18 protein-coding genes, 1 pseudogene and 1 CRISPR repeat array are annotated in these 18,456 nt (G+C 45.0%); of the genes and pseudogenes, 7 read left to right on the plus strand and 12 right to left on the minus strand.

Annotated features, from left to right (window positions below):
- Nucleotide 1 precedes the first annotated feature (1 nt).
- From CAG57_RS08420 to cobT, 9 genes and pseudogenes are all read right to left on the minus strand, one after another.
- Nucleotides 2–1,120, minus strand: a complete 1,119-nt coding sequence (locus CAG57_RS08420; RefSeq protein ID WP_161427425.1) for an efflux RND transporter periplasmic adaptor subunit — start codon at nt 1,118–1,120, stop codon at nt 2–4.
- A 44-nt stretch (nt 1,121–1,164) separates the two neighbouring features.
- Complete coding sequence (locus CAG57_RS08425) at nt 1,165–1,887, minus strand: TetR/AcrR family transcriptional regulator (RefSeq protein WP_161427426.1); 723 nt, start codon at nt 1,885–1,887, stop codon at nt 1,165–1,167.
- A 362-nt stretch (nt 1,888–2,249) separates the two neighbouring features.
- On the minus strand, nt 2,250–3,005 hold the full coding sequence (gene btuD, locus CAG57_RS08430; RefSeq protein ID WP_161427797.1) for a vitamin B12 ABC transporter ATP-binding protein BtuD: 756 nt from the start codon (nt 3,003–3,005) through the stop codon (nt 2,250–2,252).
- Nucleotides 2,992–3,987 carry a vitamin B12 ABC transporter permease BtuC gene (btuC, locus tag CAG57_RS08435; protein ID WP_099612527.1) on the minus strand — a complete coding sequence of 332 codons (996 nt, stop codon included), beginning with the start codon at nt 3,985–3,987 and terminating at the stop codon, nt 2,992–2,994. Before btuC ends, btuD begins: the two co-directional genes overlap by 14 nt.
- A gap of 71 nt (nt 3,988–4,058) precedes the next feature.
- On the minus strand, nt 4,059–5,087 hold the full coding sequence (locus CAG57_RS08440; protein WP_161427798.1) for a succinylglutamate desuccinylase: 1,029 nt from the start codon (nt 5,085–5,087) through the stop codon (nt 4,059–4,061).
- Nucleotides 5,088–5,295: 208 nt separating this feature from the next.
- Nucleotides 5,296–5,913: a histidine phosphatase family protein gene (locus tag CAG57_RS08445; RefSeq protein WP_161428269.1), complete on the minus strand. Its 618-nt coding sequence runs from the start codon at nt 5,911–5,913 to the stop codon at nt 5,296–5,298.
- Nucleotides 5,913–6,017: pseudogene (locus CAG57_RS08450) on the minus strand (bifunctional adenosylcobinamide kinase/adenosylcobinamide-phosphate guanylyltransferase); the annotation flags it as partial. The gene CAG57_RS08445 and the pseudogene CAG57_RS08450, both read right to left, overlap by 1 nt.
- Before the next feature lie 5 nt (nt 6,018–6,022).
- On the minus strand, nt 6,023–6,835 hold the full coding sequence (locus CAG57_RS08455; RefSeq protein ID WP_099612531.1) for an adenosylcobinamide-GDP ribazoletransferase: 813 nt from the start codon (nt 6,833–6,835) through the stop codon (nt 6,023–6,025).
- Nucleotides 6,835–7,899, minus strand: a complete 1,065-nt coding sequence (cobT, locus tag CAG57_RS08460) for a nicotinate-nucleotide--dimethylbenzimidazole phosphoribosyltransferase (protein WP_161428268.1) — start codon at nt 7,897–7,899, stop codon at nt 6,835–6,837. The genes CAG57_RS08455 and cobT overlap by 1 nt, the downstream gene beginning before the upstream one ends.
- Before the next feature lie 162 nt (nt 7,900–8,061).
- Between cobT and CAG57_RS08465 the strand changes: the two genes are divergently transcribed.
- The 6 genes from CAG57_RS08465 to cdd all read left to right on the plus strand — a co-directional run bounded on the left by CAG57_RS08465 (nt 8,062) and on the right by cdd (nt 14,237).
- The gene (locus CAG57_RS08465) at nt 8,062–8,751 is read left to right on the plus strand and encodes an NAD(P)H-binding protein (RefSeq protein ID WP_161428267.1); all 690 of its coding nucleotides are present in this window, start codon (nt 8,062–8,064) and stop codon (nt 8,749–8,751) included.
- 166 nt (nt 8,752–8,917) lie between these two features.
- Nucleotides 8,918–10,288 (plus strand): L-cystine transporter, encoded by a 1,371-nt coding sequence (locus CAG57_RS08470; RefSeq protein WP_099612534.1) that lies wholly within the window; start codon nt 8,918–8,920, stop codon nt 10,286–10,288.
- Between the two features lie 178 nt (nt 10,289–10,466).
- Nucleotides 10,467–11,888: an exodeoxyribonuclease I gene (sbcB, locus tag CAG57_RS08475; RefSeq protein ID WP_099612535.1), complete on the plus strand. Its 1,422-nt coding sequence runs from the start codon at nt 10,467–10,469 to the stop codon at nt 11,886–11,888.
- Nucleotides 11,889–11,915: 27 nt separating this feature from the next.
- The gene (locus CAG57_RS08480) at nt 11,916–12,299 is read left to right on the plus strand and encodes a CidA/LrgA family protein (protein WP_106426907.1); all 384 of its coding nucleotides are present in this window, start codon (nt 11,916–11,918) and stop codon (nt 12,297–12,299) included.
- Nucleotides 12,299–12,994, plus strand: coding sequence for an LrgB family protein (locus CAG57_RS08485; RefSeq protein WP_099612536.1), 696 nt, complete (start codon nt 12,299–12,301; stop codon nt 12,992–12,994). The genes CAG57_RS08480 and CAG57_RS08485 overlap by 1 nt, the downstream gene beginning before the upstream one ends.
- A 355-nt stretch (nt 12,995–13,349) precedes the next feature.
- Nucleotides 13,350–14,237, plus strand: a complete 888-nt coding sequence (gene cdd, locus CAG57_RS08490; protein WP_099612537.1) for a cytidine deaminase — start codon at nt 13,350–13,352, stop codon at nt 14,235–14,237.
- Between the two features lie 160 nt (nt 14,238–14,397).
- On the opposite strand, the gene CAG57_RS08495 is transcribed toward cdd, so the two are convergent.
- From CAG57_RS08495 to CAG57_RS08505, 3 genes are read right to left on the minus strand one after another with little or no spacing between them, the layout of a single operon-like run.
- A complete protein-coding gene (locus CAG57_RS08495) occupies nt 14,398–15,396 on the minus strand; it encodes a FecCD family ABC transporter permease (RefSeq protein ID WP_161428270.1) in 999 nt (332 codons plus the stop codon).
- A gap of 16 nt (nt 15,397–15,412) precedes the next feature.
- Nucleotides 15,413–16,366: an ABC transporter substrate-binding protein gene (locus CAG57_RS08500; protein WP_161428266.1), complete on the minus strand. Its 954-nt coding sequence runs from the start codon at nt 16,364–16,366 to the stop codon at nt 15,413–15,415.
- A 26-nt stretch (nt 16,367–16,392) separates the two neighbouring features.
- Nucleotides 16,393–17,166 carry an ABC transporter ATP-binding protein gene (locus tag CAG57_RS08505; RefSeq protein ID WP_161428265.1) on the minus strand — a complete coding sequence of 258 codons (774 nt, stop codon included), beginning with the start codon at nt 17,164–17,166 and terminating at the stop codon, nt 16,393–16,395.
- Between the two features lie 216 nt (nt 17,167–17,382).
- Nucleotides 17,383–17,940: direct repeats of the CRISPR family, unit length 32 nt; unit sequence GTTTCAATCCACGCGCCTGCGGGAGGCGCGAC.
- Between the two features lie 114 nt (nt 17,941–18,054).
- Between CAG57_RS08505 and CAG57_RS08510 the strand changes: the two genes are divergently transcribed.
- Nucleotides 18,055–18,456: helix-turn-helix domain-containing protein (locus CAG57_RS08510; protein ID WP_202598374.1), on the plus strand; the 402-nt coding region annotated here is incomplete at its 3' end.

Raw genomic sequence — 18,456 nt, forward strand, 5'->3', positions numbered from 1 at the left:
CCTACTGATTGTCGGGTGATGGCGCAACATCAGCACTTGGCTGAACTCGAGCATTATCACTAATAATAATTTGAGCACCATTACGTAATTTCAATAAACCAGAAGTGACGATACGCTCCCCGACCTCTAGCCCTTTTTCAATCACGATCAAATCGCCTCGACGCTCACCCGTTTGTACAAATCGCTGTTGAACCTTAAGCGTGTCATCTTGCTGCTCAATGACAAAAACCGAGTTGCCATAAGGGTTAAATTGAATCGCTGTTTGCGGAACTAAACTCACCGTCATAGGTTCCCCAGTATTGAGTTGTACTCGTGCAAACATCCCAGGGCGTAATGCTAAATCTTGGTTCTCTAGCGTAGCTTGAACTTCAATACTCCGGCTTGCTTCTCGTATTGACGGAGCAATAGCTGTTATTCGTCCCACAAAGGTTTGCTCAGGTACAGAATCAACACCAACTTGAACACTTTCCCCTAATTCGATATTGGGTAACTGCTGTTCTGGTAAGGTAAAATTAAGGTAGATTGGCGCAAAAGATTGCAATGAAACCACCGTATTGCCAGGCGATAATAGTTGTCCTAAGCTGACTTGGCGAATCCCTGCCACACCATCAAAAGGCGCACGAATCGTTTTTTGCGCAATCCGTGCTTGCTGGCTTTCTACTGCCGCAGCCGCTTGCTTGGCTTCACTTTCACGTAACCGTAATTCTGACTCGGATACATTTTTTTCTCGATACAGACGCTGGTAACGAGTGAGTTCTAACTTAGCGAGATCTTCGACCGCTTGTAGCCGTTTTAATTCGGCTTTATCAACGGAATCATCCAGTGTCACCAATAACGTGCCTTTTTTGATACGCGTCCCATTATCAAAATAGATACCATTAATTATCCCACTCGCCTCCGTCGTCAGCTCGGTACTGTGAATGGCAGCAAAGCTACCGATGGCACTAACAAAAGGTTGCCATTGGTCAGTTGTTACTTCACTTGCCGTCACAGTGACTGGAGGAATCGGCATATTATCGAAAAATTGATTCATAAAATGGTTGCCGACAGCTTTGTAGGCAAAAATGCCCCCAAAAATCAGCGTACTGACGATTAACATCAGGATCATGCGTTTTAACATGAAAACTCCTTGCTGGTTGATCCTAAAAATAGAGAGAATAAAAACTAACGAAATAGAGCATTTTTTTCTAATTCTGCTTTTAAATCAGTAACTTTTCTTAAAATAACTTTATCTTCCAATGATAATAAGGGCTGCCATTGCATCCCATTCAATAGCATCGTGATATTGCGATACAACTGCATAGAATCGGGCGCTACCGATAATGATTCTAAGAGACCATGAGCATTAGCTAAAACGTAGTGCCCTTGACATAGGGCCCAAGGTGCCAGTGATATATCCATCGCTGAATAACCATGATCGGGTAACTCACCACGGTTCAATGCCTCTTGCGCAATGTGACTGACCACATCGCCGATCGGCTTGCAGCAGCTAAAAATTTTCTGGCGTTGATTGTGCGACACATTTTCCCAAACCGCTTCGGTAAAAACGTACTGTTCTAACTTAGCATGTTGAGGGTTTTTCTGCTGAAATAATCGATCCGCAATCGTAAGTGCTAACATCTTATCTCGACTATTTAGCGGCATAGACGCAATGCACTCAAAAACGTCTAATCGCCAAGCTACTTGCTCTGCCACAATGGCTGCCAGCAAGTCCTCTCTTGAACTAAAATGTTGATACAAGGTCCCCGTTGCATACTGACATTGCTTTGCAAGCTTCGCCATGTGTAAGTTTAAAAAACCACACCTTTCGATCATTTTACCTGCGGCCTTTAAGAAGAGATGTTCCCTTTCTTGTCGCTCTCGTTGCTTTCTTTCGGAAGTTGTCATAATGATTAATTTTGTGAATACGATATAAATTATGAACATGATTCAAAAAATGATCAATCGTCATAATTCACAGTTATCTTACAAAATGTTGCAAAGTGTGTATCAATCCCCGTGGGTCGTCATAACCGCCATCATCGTTGCATAAAAAAAGCCACCCCGAGAGCAAGGTGGCAGAGATGGCAATAAAAGCCTAACAAGAACGAGAATGTATCAATAAGAGTAAAGCGATTAGTATGCCAATATTGCTAAAAATCAATAATAGATTGATAAATAAAGAAATATATTTAAATCATTGGCAATGGATTTCTTCGCCTGCCCAATAAATGGGCTGAATGCACCAATCTCAGTCAAATACATCAATCTCAATCAAATAGAAGATAGTAGCGACCTTGCCACTCGACCCGCTTAACCTGTGTTTGAAAAACATCGGTGAGGTTATTTTCGGTCAAAACCTCATGAGCCGGGCCGAAGGCATGCATAATGCCTTTATCTAACATTAACACCTTATCAGCATGTTGAAGGGAGCGATTCAAATCATGGTTTGCCATCACAACAGTAACCCCTTGATCCGCTATCCGCTGAATCAGGGCATAGAGTAGCTGCTCCTGAGCAATATCCAGTGGAGCACCCGGTTCATCGAGAATCAATAGCTGACCACTAACATTGAGCGTAGGCCAGATCTGTAAACAGCTCCCAGCCAGACGAACGCGCTGCCACTCTCCACCGGATAAACAGTGAATGGTGCGGTGAAGCTTATCAGCTAAATTTAATAAGTTGCAGATTTCATTCAATGCCGTCACCACCTCGGGATCCTGATGGTGCTTTCCTTGTGGAAGAGACAAAGCTAGATATTGAAAAACATCCAAATTAAAAGCCGGTTTGTCACTTTGTGACAGATAGGCACGCTGTAATGCAAGCTCAGAAAGAGAGAATTGAGAAAGCGGTGTATCATCAAATAGCACTTCTCCTTGGCTTTCTAACATTCCCGCTAATGCTGCCAGTAAAGTACTTTTACCACTGCCATTCGGCCCTATTATATGTAAGACCTCTCCTCTTTCACATTGAAAAGAGAGCGGAAGCAAACGCGTTCCTACTTGTAAGCTATTAATTTGAATCATGGTTTTTGATTAGCATCCAGATAAAAATCGGCGCACCAAGTGTGGTTGTGACGACCCCGAGCGGTAGTTCTGCCCCCCCTAGTATCATACGCGCTAGCATATCGGCCAAGACCAGTAATAATGCGCCTCCAATTGCAGCAAGGGGGAGCAGCATCCGATTTTCACTCCCCAAGAGTAACCGTAATAAGTGAGGGACGACTAAACCGACAAAACCAATCACACCGCCAAGCGCAACACTAACTCCCACTAACATAGCCACAGCAAAAATCAGTTTCCAGCGTAGCGCCAGCACATCTATACCTAACTGCTTGGCATGACTTTCACCTAACATCAGTTTATCTAACTGATGTCCTTGTAACATTAACCATGCCATCACAGGTAATGCAAATAATGACAAGCTATGCTGATACCAGCTGACACCACTGACACTGCCCATCAACCAATACATTAACTGCCTTAAACTTAAGTTATCACTAAAATAAAAGGCCCACGTGACGACTGCCCCCGACAAAATGCCAAGCGCAACCCCAACCAAGAGCAAACGTGTTGTCGTTAAATGGGTAGTTTTAGCCAGCATGACAAGCAATAAAGTAAACAGCAAACAGCCGATAACGGCGGCAACCATGAATACCGGCGGCGTCGCTAGCAAGGGGAAAAAGAAGAGTACCACAACCATGGCGACACTCGCGCCGCCCGAAATGCCCAGAATGCCCGGTTCTGCCAGCACATTCCCAAGTAAAACTTGTAAAGTAGCCCCCGATAGCGCTAATGCACCACCTATCAAAATAACAGCCAATAAGCGCGGTAATCTTAACTCAACAACGAGCTGTTGCTCTAACGGCGTATGGGAAGCCAATGGCCAAATCCAAACCTCACCCACCATCGTATAAACGGCGCTACTGAATATTAAGGCACATAGCATCAACCATAAAGCATGGTACCAACGACGCTGTTTTTGTTGGATGAGCTGACTAAATTGCATTGAAAGATCAAAGGCTTTGACGAGAATGGGTTAACCTTACCGTCATCAAGGGTCAAGCTCAAGACATTTGCTTAGTCGTAAACTAATTGATCCTCTTCATAACGGGTATCGACTTTGCACACCATCAAAGCCGCTCGCTGACCAATAGCAACGTAACGATTAGGGAAAACGATCGCTTCGCCTTCGTTTTTCGCCATCAACGGTTTATCGCCATCGTGACCAAAAACTTCACCGTGCATAAAGGCAGTAAAATTTTCAACCTCTTCGCCAAACCGAAAATCAAAATCATCATGTAAACGAACAATGGTTCGACTCACACGGTATATGACCGGCTTTTTAGGTAAATGCTCAGGCCGCTCTCTTGCAACAAGATCACGCAGCGCAAGCTCAAAAGCCACCAAGCGAGAAAGATCATTTTCTCCCCATTGAGCCACTTGACCTAGTTCAATGGTCATTGCTTGTGCCGCAAAATAATCTGCACTAAACCAGCTAAACGTACTCGATGGTGCATTAGAAAGCATCACCGCTTCAATATGTGCTTGTTCAATAAAGCCCATCAATGCTCGGCTACGTACAGGGTGGCGAGTTTTAGGACTCACCGCAAAAGAATAGTGTTTAGAGCCTCGAATCGCACAATGTAGATCCAAATGCCAGCGCTGCTCTGGCTTTGTCCCAGCATAAAAGTCAGCTACCGTTGCCTTTAAACGTTCCGCAAGCGCGCTTTCTTGCGTTTTAGGGTGCGGTCTATCATCAAACAAACGGTTTAAATTCTCTTCAATAAAACGGGCCTGCCTCTGAGCGGCTTCTGGATGCGCAAGAATAAATAAACAGTGTTCGTTGACCGGTTGAAAACCACTGACCAGATCGTCTAACAGTTTGTCAACTAACTCCATTGGCGCGGTTTCATTACCATGAATCCCACAAGAAACAATAAGATGTTTCGTTTGTGCATCGCTCCGCGCAGGCACAACTTCAACTAAACCACGCCCATGTAACTTAATTGTCACTCCAGAATCAAGCGTCAATGCACCACGTAAAACTGGCTGTTCAAGAGCAAGACTGTCGGAAAGAAAAGATTGGCGAAAGAGGGACTTCGTCATGTGCTACTCCTTTATTACACAGCGGTATGGTAAAGAAATGTTCAGCCAATTTATGTTGAGAGGATCGCACTTATCAAGATAAAAGCCATTTATTCATAGATTTATAAATTATTAATACGAGCAATTCAACCGCGCGAATTCTATCACTAACTTAAGCTAAGACTCTATCACTACCTTCGTTTCTACGGCGAAAAATTATGTCTGAAACTCAGCGATGATGCCTATTCTCGGATAATGCTACACCAATATTGTTGACCTTCACCAGCGGTGGCTCACCAGGGAAAACCGTGAGTTGAGTGATCGATTGATTGGCAATCGATAATGAAGAATACCAACGTGGATTTTGCCAATTAACCTGCAAAATATTCGCCAATAATAAACGTATCGTCCCCCCATGCAGAATCATCAAGCAATTCTCATTACATTGATTCACCCACCATTGCCAAGCGTGACTGACTCGATGATAAGCCTGTGATAACGGCTCGGCACCAGGTAGTATATGCTGTGCTGGATCTTGCCAGAATGCTTCTAATAAAGGCCATTGCTGAGATAACTCATCAAAAGTTCGCCCATCAAATTCACCGAAATCAAGTTCTTGAAATGCCGGCTCAATTATCACCTTCAACTCTGGCCGTAGAGCTTTAAGTTGTACCGATAAATCAGCACAGCGACGCAAAGGTGATGTTACCACCGTTGTAAAGGGTAAAGACTCAAGCTGTTTAGCCATCAATTGCTGTGTTTTATCTGCCACTCCAACGTCGGTACGGCCATTTAATGCAGCTGGCCCAAGCGTATTTCCATGACGAAGAAGATAAATAGAATACATCACTCATCCTTTAATATTAAAGGTAGCCCGGCACAGATAAAAACCACTCGCTGGGCAACTTTCGCTATGGCTTGATTCATCCAGCCTGCGTAATCGACAAATAAACAGATCAGTTAAATAGCCACGGTACACTTCCTAACACTTGAATACCTTGCTGCCAATAAGCGATCAACAATAGATAAATCGCTAACTCCATAATCTGTTGCGCCGCCCCTAAACAATCGCCAGTAAATCCGCCAAGCCGTTTAATCAGCCAAGCCTTAAAACTCACTCGGAATAGCCCGACAAGTAAAAACAAGCCAACCATCACTTCGATACTAAACCAGAATGCAGGCAATGCTCCAGTAATCAGTAAGATCACTAACTCACTACGACTTTGTTTGCGGGCTAGCGGCTTACTTTTACTGCTATCAGGCTCGCTGACATAAGGTAGATCATAAATAAAGCTCGCCGCTATCGCTCGGCTTAAGCTGTAGCCAAGTAACCAGACGGGAACTAATGACATCTGTTGTAGCAGGGTAAAAAGGAATAAATATTTTCCTAACAATGCCATAATCAATGCCGTTGCCCCGTAGGTTCCAATACGACTATCTTTCATGATTAACAGTCGACGTTCCGTGGTCATACCACCACCAATACCATCGACCATGTCGGTTAACCCATCTTCGTGAAAAGCACCCGTCAATAATAAGCTCAGCATCATGGTTAAAAACAAGCTGATTTCACTCGGAAATAGTCCACTTAACACCGTATAACTTAACGCACATAAACCGCCGAGTAATAAACCTACTAGCGCAAAATACCGCCCCGCTTGATTCATTCGAACCGCACTGTAGGGCAGCGATTTCGGTATAGGCAACCGAGAAAAAAAACTGACTGCCAATAAAAACAGATGCCATTGATATTGCATACGGTAAAACATTACACCGTCACTCCGGCTTGTTCAAAGCTAGCCATCGTATTATAAAACTCTGCCGCGGCACGAAGCAGAGGCACCGCCAAGACCGCCCCTGTTCCTTCCCCAAGCCGCAATCCTAAATCCAGCAAGGGTTTCGCCTCAAGCAATTGTAATACTGCTTGATGCCCTGACTCATGAGAGCGATGAGCAAAAATCATGTAATCCCGACAACTTGGGTTAAGCAAGGTGGCAACATACGCCGCGACCGTCGCAATGAATCCATCAACGATGACTGGGGTATTGTGCTGAGCGGCAGCTAAAAAGCCACCAACCATTTGCACAATTTCAAATCCCCCCAACTGAGCTAGAGTTTGCTTAGGATCGCGTTTTTGATCACCCATTACTGTTTGGCAACGCAATACGGATTGATCAATAAGCATCTGCTTTTTCTCAAACTGTTCTGGTGATATTCCCGTCCCCATTCCTACACAGGTTTCACTCGGAAGCCCTGATAACGCGGCCAACAATGCTGCAGCACTGCTGGTATTAGCAATACCCATTTCGCCAAACATAACCAAGTTCGAGCCAGCATGAATCACCTTCATCACTAACTGCTGGCCGTATTCTAGACCTTGCTCAACTTGTTGCGGCGTCATGGCAGCTTGCTGAACAAAATTCTGGGTTCTTTCGCCTAAACGCTGTACCACCAAGTGAGAATGTTCGGTTTCAATGGGTAGCAAAATGCCACAATCCACCACCATTATCTGCACATCATTCGCTCGACAAAAACAGTTAATCGCTGCACCACCCGAGAGAAAATTCATCACCATTTGGTGAGTGACAGCACTGGGCGCAATGCTAACCCCTTCATCGGCAATCCCATGGTCACCAGCAAAAACAACCACGCTCGGAGTATTGAGAATGATGGTGTCAACCGCGTGTTTTTTACCTTGGCTCTGAATTAACGCCAGCTGATAAGCCAGGGATTCAAGCTGGCCTAATGATCCCAATGGCTTGGTTTTTTGCGCAATACGCTGAGTGATTTGATGTTGAAATGAAAGATCTAACTGTTTGAAAAGGTAAGACATTGCTAATCCATAAGCCCATAAAAAAGTGAGTTAAAGCAGTTTACTCGTTATCGCCTATTGATGCTATGCTTTGTCTGTCACAATCTGCGCTGCCCCCTCATCCACTCAATCAAATCCATGCTATCCTCACTTGCATTAACATTTTGGTTCAGTGGCTAAAAAATGCATTCATCGACTCGTAACCCTATTGTCATGATTGCCGGAGCTTCCGGTTTAGTTGGCGGTTGTGCCCTGCAACAATTACTGGCACAACCGTCTATCCAACAAGTCTATTCGCTGACACGACGCGCTGCTAACCAACCACATCCCAAATTAATCGAATGGGTGGATACCAACCTAAGCATGACGGAGTGGGATGAAAACCAACCTCGTCCAACGCATGGGGTGATCGCGCTGGGCACCACTCTTAAACAAGCGGGTTCGCAACAAGCATTAGAAAAAATTGATTTTGATTTAGTTTGCCACGTGGCACAAACGATGAAGATATTAGGTGTCAGCAGGCTCGCGGTGGTGTCTAGTTATGGTGCCAACCCGACCTCACGATCACATTACCTACGATGCAAAGGCCGGATGGAAGAAACCATTCGACGACAAGGATTTGAGCAAGTGACCTTTGTGCGTCCCGGCCCACTAAAAGGTCAACGAAAAGAATCCAGACAAAATGAAATTTGGCTCCAACGCGTTATGCAGATTGGGCGTTTTTTCTTATTCGGGCGGCTTAAAAATCTTATTCCCATTGAGGCAGAACGAGTCGCTCAAGCCATGCTTTATCAATTATTTGATTATTCCGATCAACGTATTACTATTTTACATTCGCAAGATATGCATCATATGCTGCAGAAATACCAATAAAACGTATAATTCACCTTCACAATGTTGCCAATGTAAACAAAGCGCTAAGTTAGATAACCATTTGTTCTAAATCATACTGTTTTTGTCTTTTGCCTATCAGCGTTAACACGCTATCCTGCCTGCGTTTTTTATTCTAATCTCTGATGCCATTTTAAGGATATTTATTATGTCAGTTACAGCTATCGCCATGCTGGCGGTGTTTGCCGGTATTTTGCTGTTCCTGTTCAGCCAACAGAAAAAAGCCTATTCCCTTTCTCGAATTGTTTTACTCGGCCTTGTGCTTGGTAGCTTATTCGGACTGGCTCTACAGCTCATCTTTGGTGAGAACAGCCCAATCATCAATCAAGTTCTCGCTTGGATTGCTATCGTAGGTAGTGGCTATGTCGGACTATTAAAAATGGTGATTATGCCATTAGTTTTAGTTTCCATGATTTCTGCTGTGGTGAAATTAGAAAATAGCGGTTCACTGGGTAAGATCTCTGGACTAACTATTTCAATTTTATTGATTACCACCGCCATCGCCGCACTCATTGGTATTCTAGTCACGCAAGCCTTTGGCTTGACCGCTGCAGGCCTCACTGAAGGAAGCCGAGAAGTCGCTCGCATGACTCAATTAGAATCTCGTGCGGCAACGGTGGCGGATTTAACTATTCCACAAATGCTGTTGAGCTTTATCCCAACGAATCCTTTTGCTGACCTAACCGAAGCACGCTCTTCATCGATTATTGCCGTGGTCATTTTTGGGGTATTAGTTGGTATTGCTGCACGCAAAGTTATGCTTGAAAAAGAACAACTTGCCGCACCTATTCGTCAATTTGTCGATGCACTACAGTCTGTCGTTATGCGGTTAGTCAAAATGATTATCGCCTTAACGCCTTACGGCATTACTGCACTGATGGCCAAGGTCGTCGCTACCTCTAGCGCCAGCGATATTCTTAATTTGCTCGGTTTTATCGTCGCATCTTATATCGCCATTGCTTTGATGTTTATTGTGCATGGTATTTTGGTTGCTTTTGTCGGTGTCAACCCGAAAACCTACTTCCAAAAAATATGGCCAGTTTTAACCTTCGCTTTTACTTCGCGGAGTTCAGCGGCCACAATTCCGCTCAATGTTGAAGCACAAATCACAAAATTAAATGTGCCACCAGCAATCGCTAACCTTTCTGCCTCGTTTGGGGCCACGATTGGTCAAAATGGTTGCGCAGGGATTTATCCGGCTATGCTTGCCGTGATGGTCGCCCCCACAATGGGGATTAACCCACTCGATATCCATTTTGTACTCTCTTTAATTGCGATGATTACCATCAGTTCCTTCGGTATCGCAGGTATTGGCGGTGGTGCAACCTTTGCTGCACTGATTGTACTACCAGCAATGGGATTACCTGTCACGATTGCTGCGCTATTAATTTCGATAGAACCTTTAATTGATATGGCGCGTACCGCATTGAACGTTTCAGGCTCGATGACCGCGGGGACGATAACCAGCCGCTTAATGAATCAAGTTCATGAGCCACAAGTGGAGCAACAGCAAGCTTAAGTCGTTAACGTCTCGCATACTCACCGCCAACCTCACTCTCAGGTTGGCGTTTTCTTTTGACCAAACTTATGTTTCTTTTCACCAAACTTATGTAGGTCAGCGAGTCCAATCATTGCCATGTCTTAAGCGGAATGTTCTAATACTCATCACCTCCTCTTCGTTACTGGGTCAACCATACATGCAACACCACCAGCCCACATTCTTCTTTTTTGATTATGAAACTTGGGGAACAAGCCCTGCGAAAGATCGCCCTTGTCAGTTTGCCGGTGTACGTACCGATATGAATTTTAATATTATCGGCGATCCCTTAGTGATTTACTGTCAATTACCCTGTGATTATTTACCGGGCCCAGAAGCGGCGCTAATTACCGGAATTACACCACAAAAAGCGATGGCTGAAGGCATAAGCGAACCTGAATTTATGGCTCGCATTTACGCTGAACTCGCCACCCCTAACACCACGAGTCTCGGTTATAACAGTATCCGTTTTGATGATGAGGTAACGCGCTATACTTGTTATCGCAACTTTTTTGACCCTTATGCTTGGAGCTGGCAAAACGGAAACTCTCGCTGGGATTTACTGGATGTGATGCGGGCATGCCATGCGTTACGTCCAGAAGGAATCAACTGGCCAAAAAATGAAGAGGGGTTTACCAGTTTTAAATTAGAACATTTATCAAAAGAAAATGGCATTGAGCATGAGAATGCACATGATGCGATGAGTGATGTGATAGCGACCATTGAACTTGCCAAAAAAATCAAAACCGCACAACCTAAGCTATTTGATTACTTTTTATCAATGCGTCATAAGCGTAAGCTGATTGATCTGGTTGATATTGTCAATATGACCCCCTTAATGCATGTTTCTGGCATGTTGGGGCGAGAATGCCAATACACCAGTTGGGTGGTTCCGATAGCCTGGCATCCAACCAACCAAAACGCCGTGATTGTGGTCGATTTAGCTAAAAATCCAGAACCACTTCTGACGCTAACCGCTGAGCAATTACATCAACGCCTTTACACAAAACGAGAAGCATTAGCCGCCGATGAATTACCGGTTCCCATCAAACTCGTTCATCTCAATAAGTGTCCCATTTTGGCCCCAGCGAAAACCTTAACCGCGGATAATGCGGCGGTGATTGGCATTGATCGAAAACAATGCTTAGCGAACCTCAGCTTACTTCGTCAACATCCTGACATTCGAGAAAAATTGGTCTCCCTCTTTGCCATTGAACGAGAATTCCCTGCTAATTCCGATGTTGATAGCCAATTATATGATGGGTTCTTTTCTCCCACGGATAAAGCAGCCATGGAGATTATTCGCTCAAGTCACCCGGAATTACTAGGTAGCTTAGACATTGAGTTTAGCGACCAACGGATTGCTCCACTACTTTTTCGCTATCGCGCCCGCCATTATCCGTGGACACTCAGTGACACCGAGCAGCGCCGCTGGGCTGATCACTGCCGCGATTACTTTGAAACACGATTACCAGACTATATGCTTAATTTAGAAAACTTAGTGCAAGAGCACCAAAGTGATGAGAAAAAAATGGCCATTCTTAAATCCGTGTATCGCTATGTAGAATCGCTCGCTTGCTAACCCACTTTATTAATAATGAAATTCACCATGAAGACTATCAATCACTACCTCAAATTAACCGCTCAATATTTGGTTTCTATGGGGTTAATCTTTCTCTGCCTATGGGCTGGGATCACGTTACAACATTGGTTGGGAATCGCCATTCCCGGTAGTATCATCGGCTTACTCATTTTATTTGCCTTATTAGCCAGTGGATTAGTACCGGTCGACTGGGTAAGGCCCAGTGCTCATCTTTTTATCCGCTACATGATCTTACTCTTTGTTCCGATTAGCGTTGGTTTAATGGTTCACTTTGATGTCTTAATCAATAACCTTTGGCCGATCCTTGCAAGTGCGATTGGAGGCAGCGTGATTGTATTGGTTTCGCTTGGTTTTGTATTAGACCGATCACTTAAAAAAGGAGAGAAATAATGTGGTTAATTGTCACATTAATCGTTTTTTTCTTTGCCCGTTGGATAGCACAAAAGTGTAAGACCCCTTTAGCTAACCCACTATTAATCTGCATCGCTATTTTGATTCCCAGTTTAATCTACCTTCAGGTTCCTTTTGAAACCTATTACGCCGACAACCACTGGATCAGCGATCTGCTACAACCCGCCGTGGTTGCCTTAGCCTATCCCTTATACGAACAACTCCCGCAAATTCGTTCAAATTGGCGTATTATCATGTTGGCCTGCGGGGTCGGTAGTATTATGTCTATGTTGACCGCCAGCTTTATTGCCTTATCGATGCAAGCAGACACATCGTTAGTCGCAGCTTTAATGGGAAAATCGGTCACCACACCGATCGGCATGGAGGTTGCGAAAAACTTAGGAGGTGAACCCGCTATCGCAGCGATTCTTGTACTGCTGGTCGGCCTTTTTGGTGCTATCGTCGCCTACCCTATTTATAACTTACTTAACATTACTCACCCTATAGCCAGAGGTTTAACCACAGGCACGGTTTCTCATGCATTAGGTACAGCCTCCTGCGCGGAAAAAGATGCGCGAGATGCCGCCTTTAGCTCTCTCGCCCTCGTTGTTTGTGGCATTATTACCTCCATACTTGCGCCAACATTGTTTGCATTTAGTGTGTGGCTTATCTATGGGAATCCCCTTCCTACTTGAAGCTGCAGCGGTGTTGGCTACCTTCATTCAGCCCAATCACCATTCGTTCACCCAAATCACATCGTTTGCCTATGTTCATGGGGATGATGAGAGCCATCCGTGGCTCTCACCAAAAGCCAGCCTACGGCTGTTCAAATTTGTTCCAAACAAATTTATCACTCACTTGCCGCCTATCTGCATCGAGTCGTTTGGGTATGGTTAACTCTCGCAGTTCAAGGAGAGCGATTGCGCCATGTGTGACATCACTCTAATTATGAAACATTAAACATCATTACATAATTATAAGTGATGTAGATCTCAGTAAGTAACGGTCAATTGACTAGAATGAAGTTCAAAAAACGGATAAGGATAAACTATGAATCGCCGTATTGAACAAGCATTGTTACAACTGCCCGCTGCCGTGAACGCGTATCTCTCACCAATCGTGCTTAGTGAAGCGTTCGATGCAACGCTGTCAGCCGAACAATTTAACCAGCTACTTGCGCTTTCACAGCTCAATGATGCTGAATTAAGGGTTGCGTTGCTGCCTGTAGCTGCTGCCTATGCTTATGTTCCTATTTCTCAGTTTTATGTTGGTGCGATTGCACGCGGAGTCAGTGGTCGCCTTTATTTTGGAGCTAATATGGAATGGTCTGGGGTACAGCTCGGCCAAACCATTCATGCAGAACAAGCCGCCATTAGCCATGCTTGGATGAAAGGTGAGCTAGGTATTACCGACATTACGGTCAACTACAGTCCGTGTGGGCATTGCAGACAATTTATGAATGAGTTAAGTACTTCGCAAACATTGACTATTCAACTTCCAGAACGTGAAGGAAAATCGTTGCAGTATTATTTACCAGAATCTTTTGGCCCACGAGATCTCGGCATTGAATCAGGTCTGATGTCAAAGGTAGATCATGGGTTACTCACTGAGACTGATGAGCCTTTACTGCAAACCGCTTTACAAGCTCTCAATCGCAGCCACGCACCCTACACAAATAACTTAAGTGGTGTAGCATTGCGCACCACGTCAGGGCGAGAATTTAGTGGTGCTTATGCTGAAAATGCGGCATTTAATCCAAGCCTTCCCCCCTTGCAAGTCGCACTAATTCAACTACGCATGGCAAAAGAGGCTTTCGAACACATTTGTGCTGCCGCTTTAATTGAGATGTCACAAGGCACCATCAGCCACTTGGCTGATACCCAAGCAACGTTAGAAGCCATTAACCCAGATATTCCTTTCGCGTATTTATCGCTCTAAAGCGCTATTACCGCTGAACATATACCGCTGAACATAGCGAAACTGCGTGAGCCTTATATCCTTCTTGATCGTGATACAAGGCTCACGTATGAGTCAGCCATCTATGCGTGGCGATGTGAATCTTGATCACCGCCCTAGCACCTTATCTCTTTCTTTACCCCTAACCTTTCTTCCAAACTAAATATAAAACAAACAAACCACCGACTGCAGCGGTAATAATCCCAACTGGCAATTCTTGTGGTGCTAATAATGTTCGGCTAAGCACATCACCAAGACTCATCATTACCGCCCCCCAAAGTGCGATAAGCGGTAGAGAACGTCGGTGCGTCATCCCCGAAAAGGGTCTGATCAAATGTGGAACCATTAAGCCGATAAACCCAACTACACCAGTTATTGCAACAATCGCAGCAGTACAAAATGCGCAACAAATGAATATTTCACTGCGTAAACGATGTACATTCATACCAAGTGAGTAAATGGTTTGATCACCAACAAGCAAGGTATCGAGCGCTCTATAGCGTTTGATTGATAGCAATACAACAACAGCAACGCCCATTAAAGGAAAAAGCAAATTATCCCAACGAGCCAGGCCTAGTCCACCCATAGTCCAAAATAGAATTGAACTGGCGGCTCGTTGATCGCCTGAATAAATAAGAAAGCTAGTCAAAGCACCAAATAAAAAAGAGATAGCAAGGCCACATAAAACTAAGTTATCGTTTCCGCGCTTTTTTTGCATCGAAAACAGCATAACCACTGCGACCGCAGAAACTAGCCCCCCACTAAAGGCGGCAATCGGCAAAGACCAAACCCCAAGAGCATCCCCCAATCGCATGATAACAAACACCGCTCCAGCAGATGCGCCAGAGGATAAACCAAATAGAAATGGATCCGCCAAATCATTGCGTGTAGCCGTTTGCAGTAATGCCCCTACAATCGCGAGCCCAATACCTGCAACAATGGCAAGTAGCGCTCGCGGTAAACGCAGATCAAGCAAAATTCGACTCGTCATTGAAATATCTTGTGGGCCAATAGCGCGAATGTCATGCCAAATCTGCCTCGTAGAAAAGGTTATTGAGCCGAACCTCAAGCTCAATAAAAATGTCACGCCTAATAACACACTTCCCAACAACCACATTAGTGAGTAACTGTTTATTTTCATCACTCGCTATAACCACTTATTGAGCAAAGAAGGCGTGCGCCATTGTCTCAACCGCAGCGATATTCGCAGGCCCTGGCGTTAACTGCTCGTATCGCAGCTTGATATATCGTTTGTTTTCAACGGCTTTGGTGTACTTCATCAGTGGGTGCTGTTCAAGAAATGCTTGTAGTACATCCGCATCACTAACCCCTTGATAGTAAAGTAAAATGATAATATCTGGATTGGCCTGCGCCACCTTTTCCCAAGAAGTTGTCGCCCAATTAGCCTCCATATCATGCGTAACATTGAGGCCACCTGCGGCTTGAATCATAGCATCGGGCATGGCATATCTTCCCGCAGTAAACGGTTTGTCTTGACCTGAGTCGTATAAGAAGACTTTTGGTGCTTTGCTATTAACCGCTGGCTTAGGCAATGCAGCAATACGTTGCTTCCAGCCGTCAACGAGCGCATTGGCCTTATCTTGACGGTCAAAGATAACGCCGAGTTTCAAAATATCTCCATATAGCAAGTCCATACTGGCACTCTTCCTCTGCTGCGGATGAATATGAACACAGCTTTCCGTTAGCACTAGGGTATCAATACCATAAGGAGCTAATGTTTCAGGCGTCACCTCGCCACCCACTTTCATTCCATAATTCCAACCCGCGAAGAAGAAATCAGTATTTGCTGCCATCAACACCTCTAATGATGGATTTTTCGGTGCCAGCTCCGGAATATCACCTAACTGTTTTTTAAATTCCGGTAACATTTGATACCATCCCGTTATGCCCGTGACACCCGTCATGGCATCTTGCAGCCCCAGCGCAAAGGCCATTTCTGTCATATTAATATCGTGAAACACCGCATGAGTTGGACGTTTTTCAATCGTTAAAGGAAACCCACAGCTGTCTACCGTCACGGGGTAATGCGTTGTTGCAGCTTGCGCAGCAGTGATAGAGAGTAAAAATGAAAATACAAGGTGCCATTTCATGAATTGATTCCTGTTGAAAATATAGCCTATAAAGATGCGGCTTCGAAATGATGAACTGCGTTATGAAGAGATGGGTGTTGGAAAGTCAGCACATTTAACCCAAACGTTGGCGTGATATATTGATTACTTAGGATTTCCGTCGGACTATCGAACTTAACCATACGCTGATTCGCCATAAGAATGACCCGATCGGCAAATGGAGCAACCAACTGTAAATCGTGTAATACCGCAATGCAGGCCACTTCTTTATGTTTAATCAGATCGAGCAATTCCAAACGCGCTAAAGGATCTAAATGGTTGGTAGGTTCATCAAGGAGTAAAAGTTTCGGCTCTTGGGCAAAGGCTCGGGCGATATTAGCGCGTTGCTGCTCGCCACCAGACAGTGAACCTATTTTACGTTCACTTTTATCGATCAGCCTTACCTCATTTAGCGCTTGATTCACTGCAGCCAAATGAGTACGTTCACTACAATAAAAGGCATGAGGCACTCTGCCAAGCCCAACATATTCACGTACCGTTAAACGAGGATCGACGTAATCATTTTGTGCGACTACAGCAATTAATTTGGATTTTTGTTGGAGAGATAAGTCGCTCAGTTTATGGCCATCAATACGTAACTCACCCTGAACAGCCAAATATTCACCAGTAATCGACTTAAGTAAGCTCGATTTACCACTGCCGTTCGGCCCAATAACTGCGATACATTCATTTTTATCAACCTCAAACGACGCAGTAACTAATGCTTGCCAACCTTGTTGGCTATACGTACCCAGTTGCTTCACTTCCAACAGTGATCCCATCGCCCCACACCTAATGATATTAACCGCCATGTGAAGCGTTACAGGATAACAACCAATTCTAATATAGTCGATAAAAACATGATTTAAGTGACTATATTGACAAAAAAATCGCTCATCACAAAATTGCCATGAGGAAAACCGCCACGTCATCGATCAAATCTTACACCTGTAGGAGGCGCGACCCGAGCCATTATTCCAGTTACCCCCGCGGAGCGGATTTCAATCCACGCGCCTGCGGGAGGCGCGACCAGAAACGGAAAATGGCAAATCAGTGAGTATGCGTTTCAATCCACGCGCCTGCGGGAGGCGCGACGGATTCAAGTGGGATAGTTCACAGCCCACAATTGTTTCAATCCACGCGCCTGCGGGAGGCGCGACCTACGAAAACGGCAGGCTAATACAACAGACAATTGTTTCAATCCACGCGCCTGCGGGAGGCGCGACTCACTCCGCCGTCAAGGTCTTGCATCAGTTTGGGGTTTCAATCCACGCGCCTGCGGGAGGCGCGACCAAAAATGTCTGTGGCTTGGGATGTTTCTGCAGAGGTTTCAATCCACGCGCCTGCGGGAGGCGCGACCAATCAAAATGATAGAGGAGGCATTGGGTTGAAGGTTTCAATCCACGCGCCTGAGGGAGGCGCGACCTTATCAACGGCTTTTTGCCCATCGCTTGCACCAGTTTCAATCCACGCGCCTGCGGGAGGCGCGACCATTTTATCTCCTAAATCGCCAGTCCACTTACAGTTTCAATCCACGCGCCTGCGGGAGGCGCGACAGTTTGTCACCGATCATGCAAAACTGATCCACTAACGATCATCGAAAACTGATCCACTTGGTATCATCCGTTTATTTTTTATACGGGTGATTTATGTTAACCAAGGAGACATTTGTGGATATTCATGTTCGCTTTGCACAAGGCCAAAGCATTCGTAACATTGCCCGTCAATTAGGCATCTCTCGTAACACCGTAAAACGTCATTTGCAGCAGCATCAGATGCCCTCTTACGCGCAACGAGCAAAACCCGTGACAAAACTAGAGCCCTTTAAGCCTTATCTGGTTCAACGAATTGAGCAGGCCCAACCTGATTGGATACCTGCTACCGTCTTATTTGATGAGGTGGTTCAACTCGGCTATCAAGGCGGTATTGCTCAGCTCCGTCGCTTTGTGTGTCAGTTTAAACTTTGTTCCACTCCTGAGCCGGTTGTCCGTTTTGAAACCCTGCCAGGACAGCAAATGCAAATCGACTTTACCACCATTCGGCGCGGTAAACGGCCGCTCAAAGCTTTTGTC

The sequence above is a fragment of the Vibrio sp. V30_P3S12P165 genome (assembly GCF_009904905.1).
In the GTDB taxonomy this organism is placed as follows: domain Bacteria; phylum Pseudomonadota; class Gammaproteobacteria; order Enterobacterales; family Vibrionaceae; genus Vibrio; species Vibrio fujianensis.

Coding starts and splice junctions, on each gene's coding strand:
- CAG57_RS08465 (WP_161428267.1), top strand. CDS start 8,062: ATGCATTCATCGACTCGTAACCCTATTGTCATGATTGCCGGAGCTTCC.
- CAG57_RS08420 (WP_161427425.1), bottom strand. CDS start 1,120: ATGTTAAAACGCATGATCCTGATGTTAATCGTCAGTACGCTGATTTTT.
- CAG57_RS08500 (WP_161428266.1), bottom strand. CDS start 16,366: ATGAAATGGCACCTTGTATTTTCATTTTTACTCTCTATCACTGCTGCG.
- CAG57_RS08445 (WP_161428269.1), bottom strand. CDS start 5,913: ATGTATTCTATTTATCTTCTTCGTCATGGAAATACGCTTGGGCCAGCT.
- CAG57_RS08440 (WP_161427798.1), bottom strand. CDS start 5,087: ATGACGAAGTCCCTCTTTCGCCAATCTTTTCTTTCCGACAGTCTTGCT.
- btuD (WP_161427797.1), bottom strand. CDS start 3,005: ATGATTCAAATTAATAGCTTACAAGTAGGAACGCGTTTGCTTCCGCTC.
- CAG57_RS08495 (WP_161428270.1), bottom strand. CDS start 15,396: ATGAAAATAAACAGTTACTCACTAATGTGGTTGTTGGGAAGTGTGTTA.
- CAG57_RS08470 (WP_099612534.1), top strand. CDS start 8,918: ATGTCAGTTACAGCTATCGCCATGCTGGCGGTGTTTGCCGGTATTTTG.
- sbcB (WP_099612535.1), top strand. CDS start 10,467: ATGCAACACCACCAGCCCACATTCTTCTTTTTTGATTATGAAACTTGG.
- cobT (WP_161428268.1), bottom strand. CDS start 7,899: ATGTCTTACCTTTTCAAACAGTTAGATCTTTCATTTCAACATCAAATC.
- CAG57_RS08425 (WP_161427426.1), bottom strand. CDS start 1,887: ATGACAACTTCCGAAAGAAAGCAACGAGAGCGACAAGAAAGGGAACAT.
- btuC (WP_099612527.1), bottom strand. CDS start 3,987: ATGCAATTTAGTCAGCTCATCCAACAAAAACAGCGTCGTTGGTACCAT.
- CAG57_RS08505 (WP_161428265.1), bottom strand. CDS start 17,166: ATGGGATCACTGTTGGAAGTGAAGCAACTGGGTACGTATAGCCAACAA.
- cdd (WP_099612537.1), top strand. CDS start 13,350: ATGAATCGCCGTATTGAACAAGCATTGTTACAACTGCCCGCTGCCGTG.
- CAG57_RS08480 (WP_106426907.1), top strand. CDS start 11,916: ATGAAGACTATCAATCACTACCTCAAATTAACCGCTCAATATTTGGTT.
- CAG57_RS08485 (WP_099612536.1), top strand. CDS start 12,299: ATGTGGTTAATTGTCACATTAATCGTTTTTTTCTTTGCCCGTTGGATA.
- CAG57_RS08455 (WP_099612531.1), bottom strand. CDS start 6,835: ATGTTTTACCGTATGCAATATCAATGGCATCTGTTTTTATTGGCAGTC.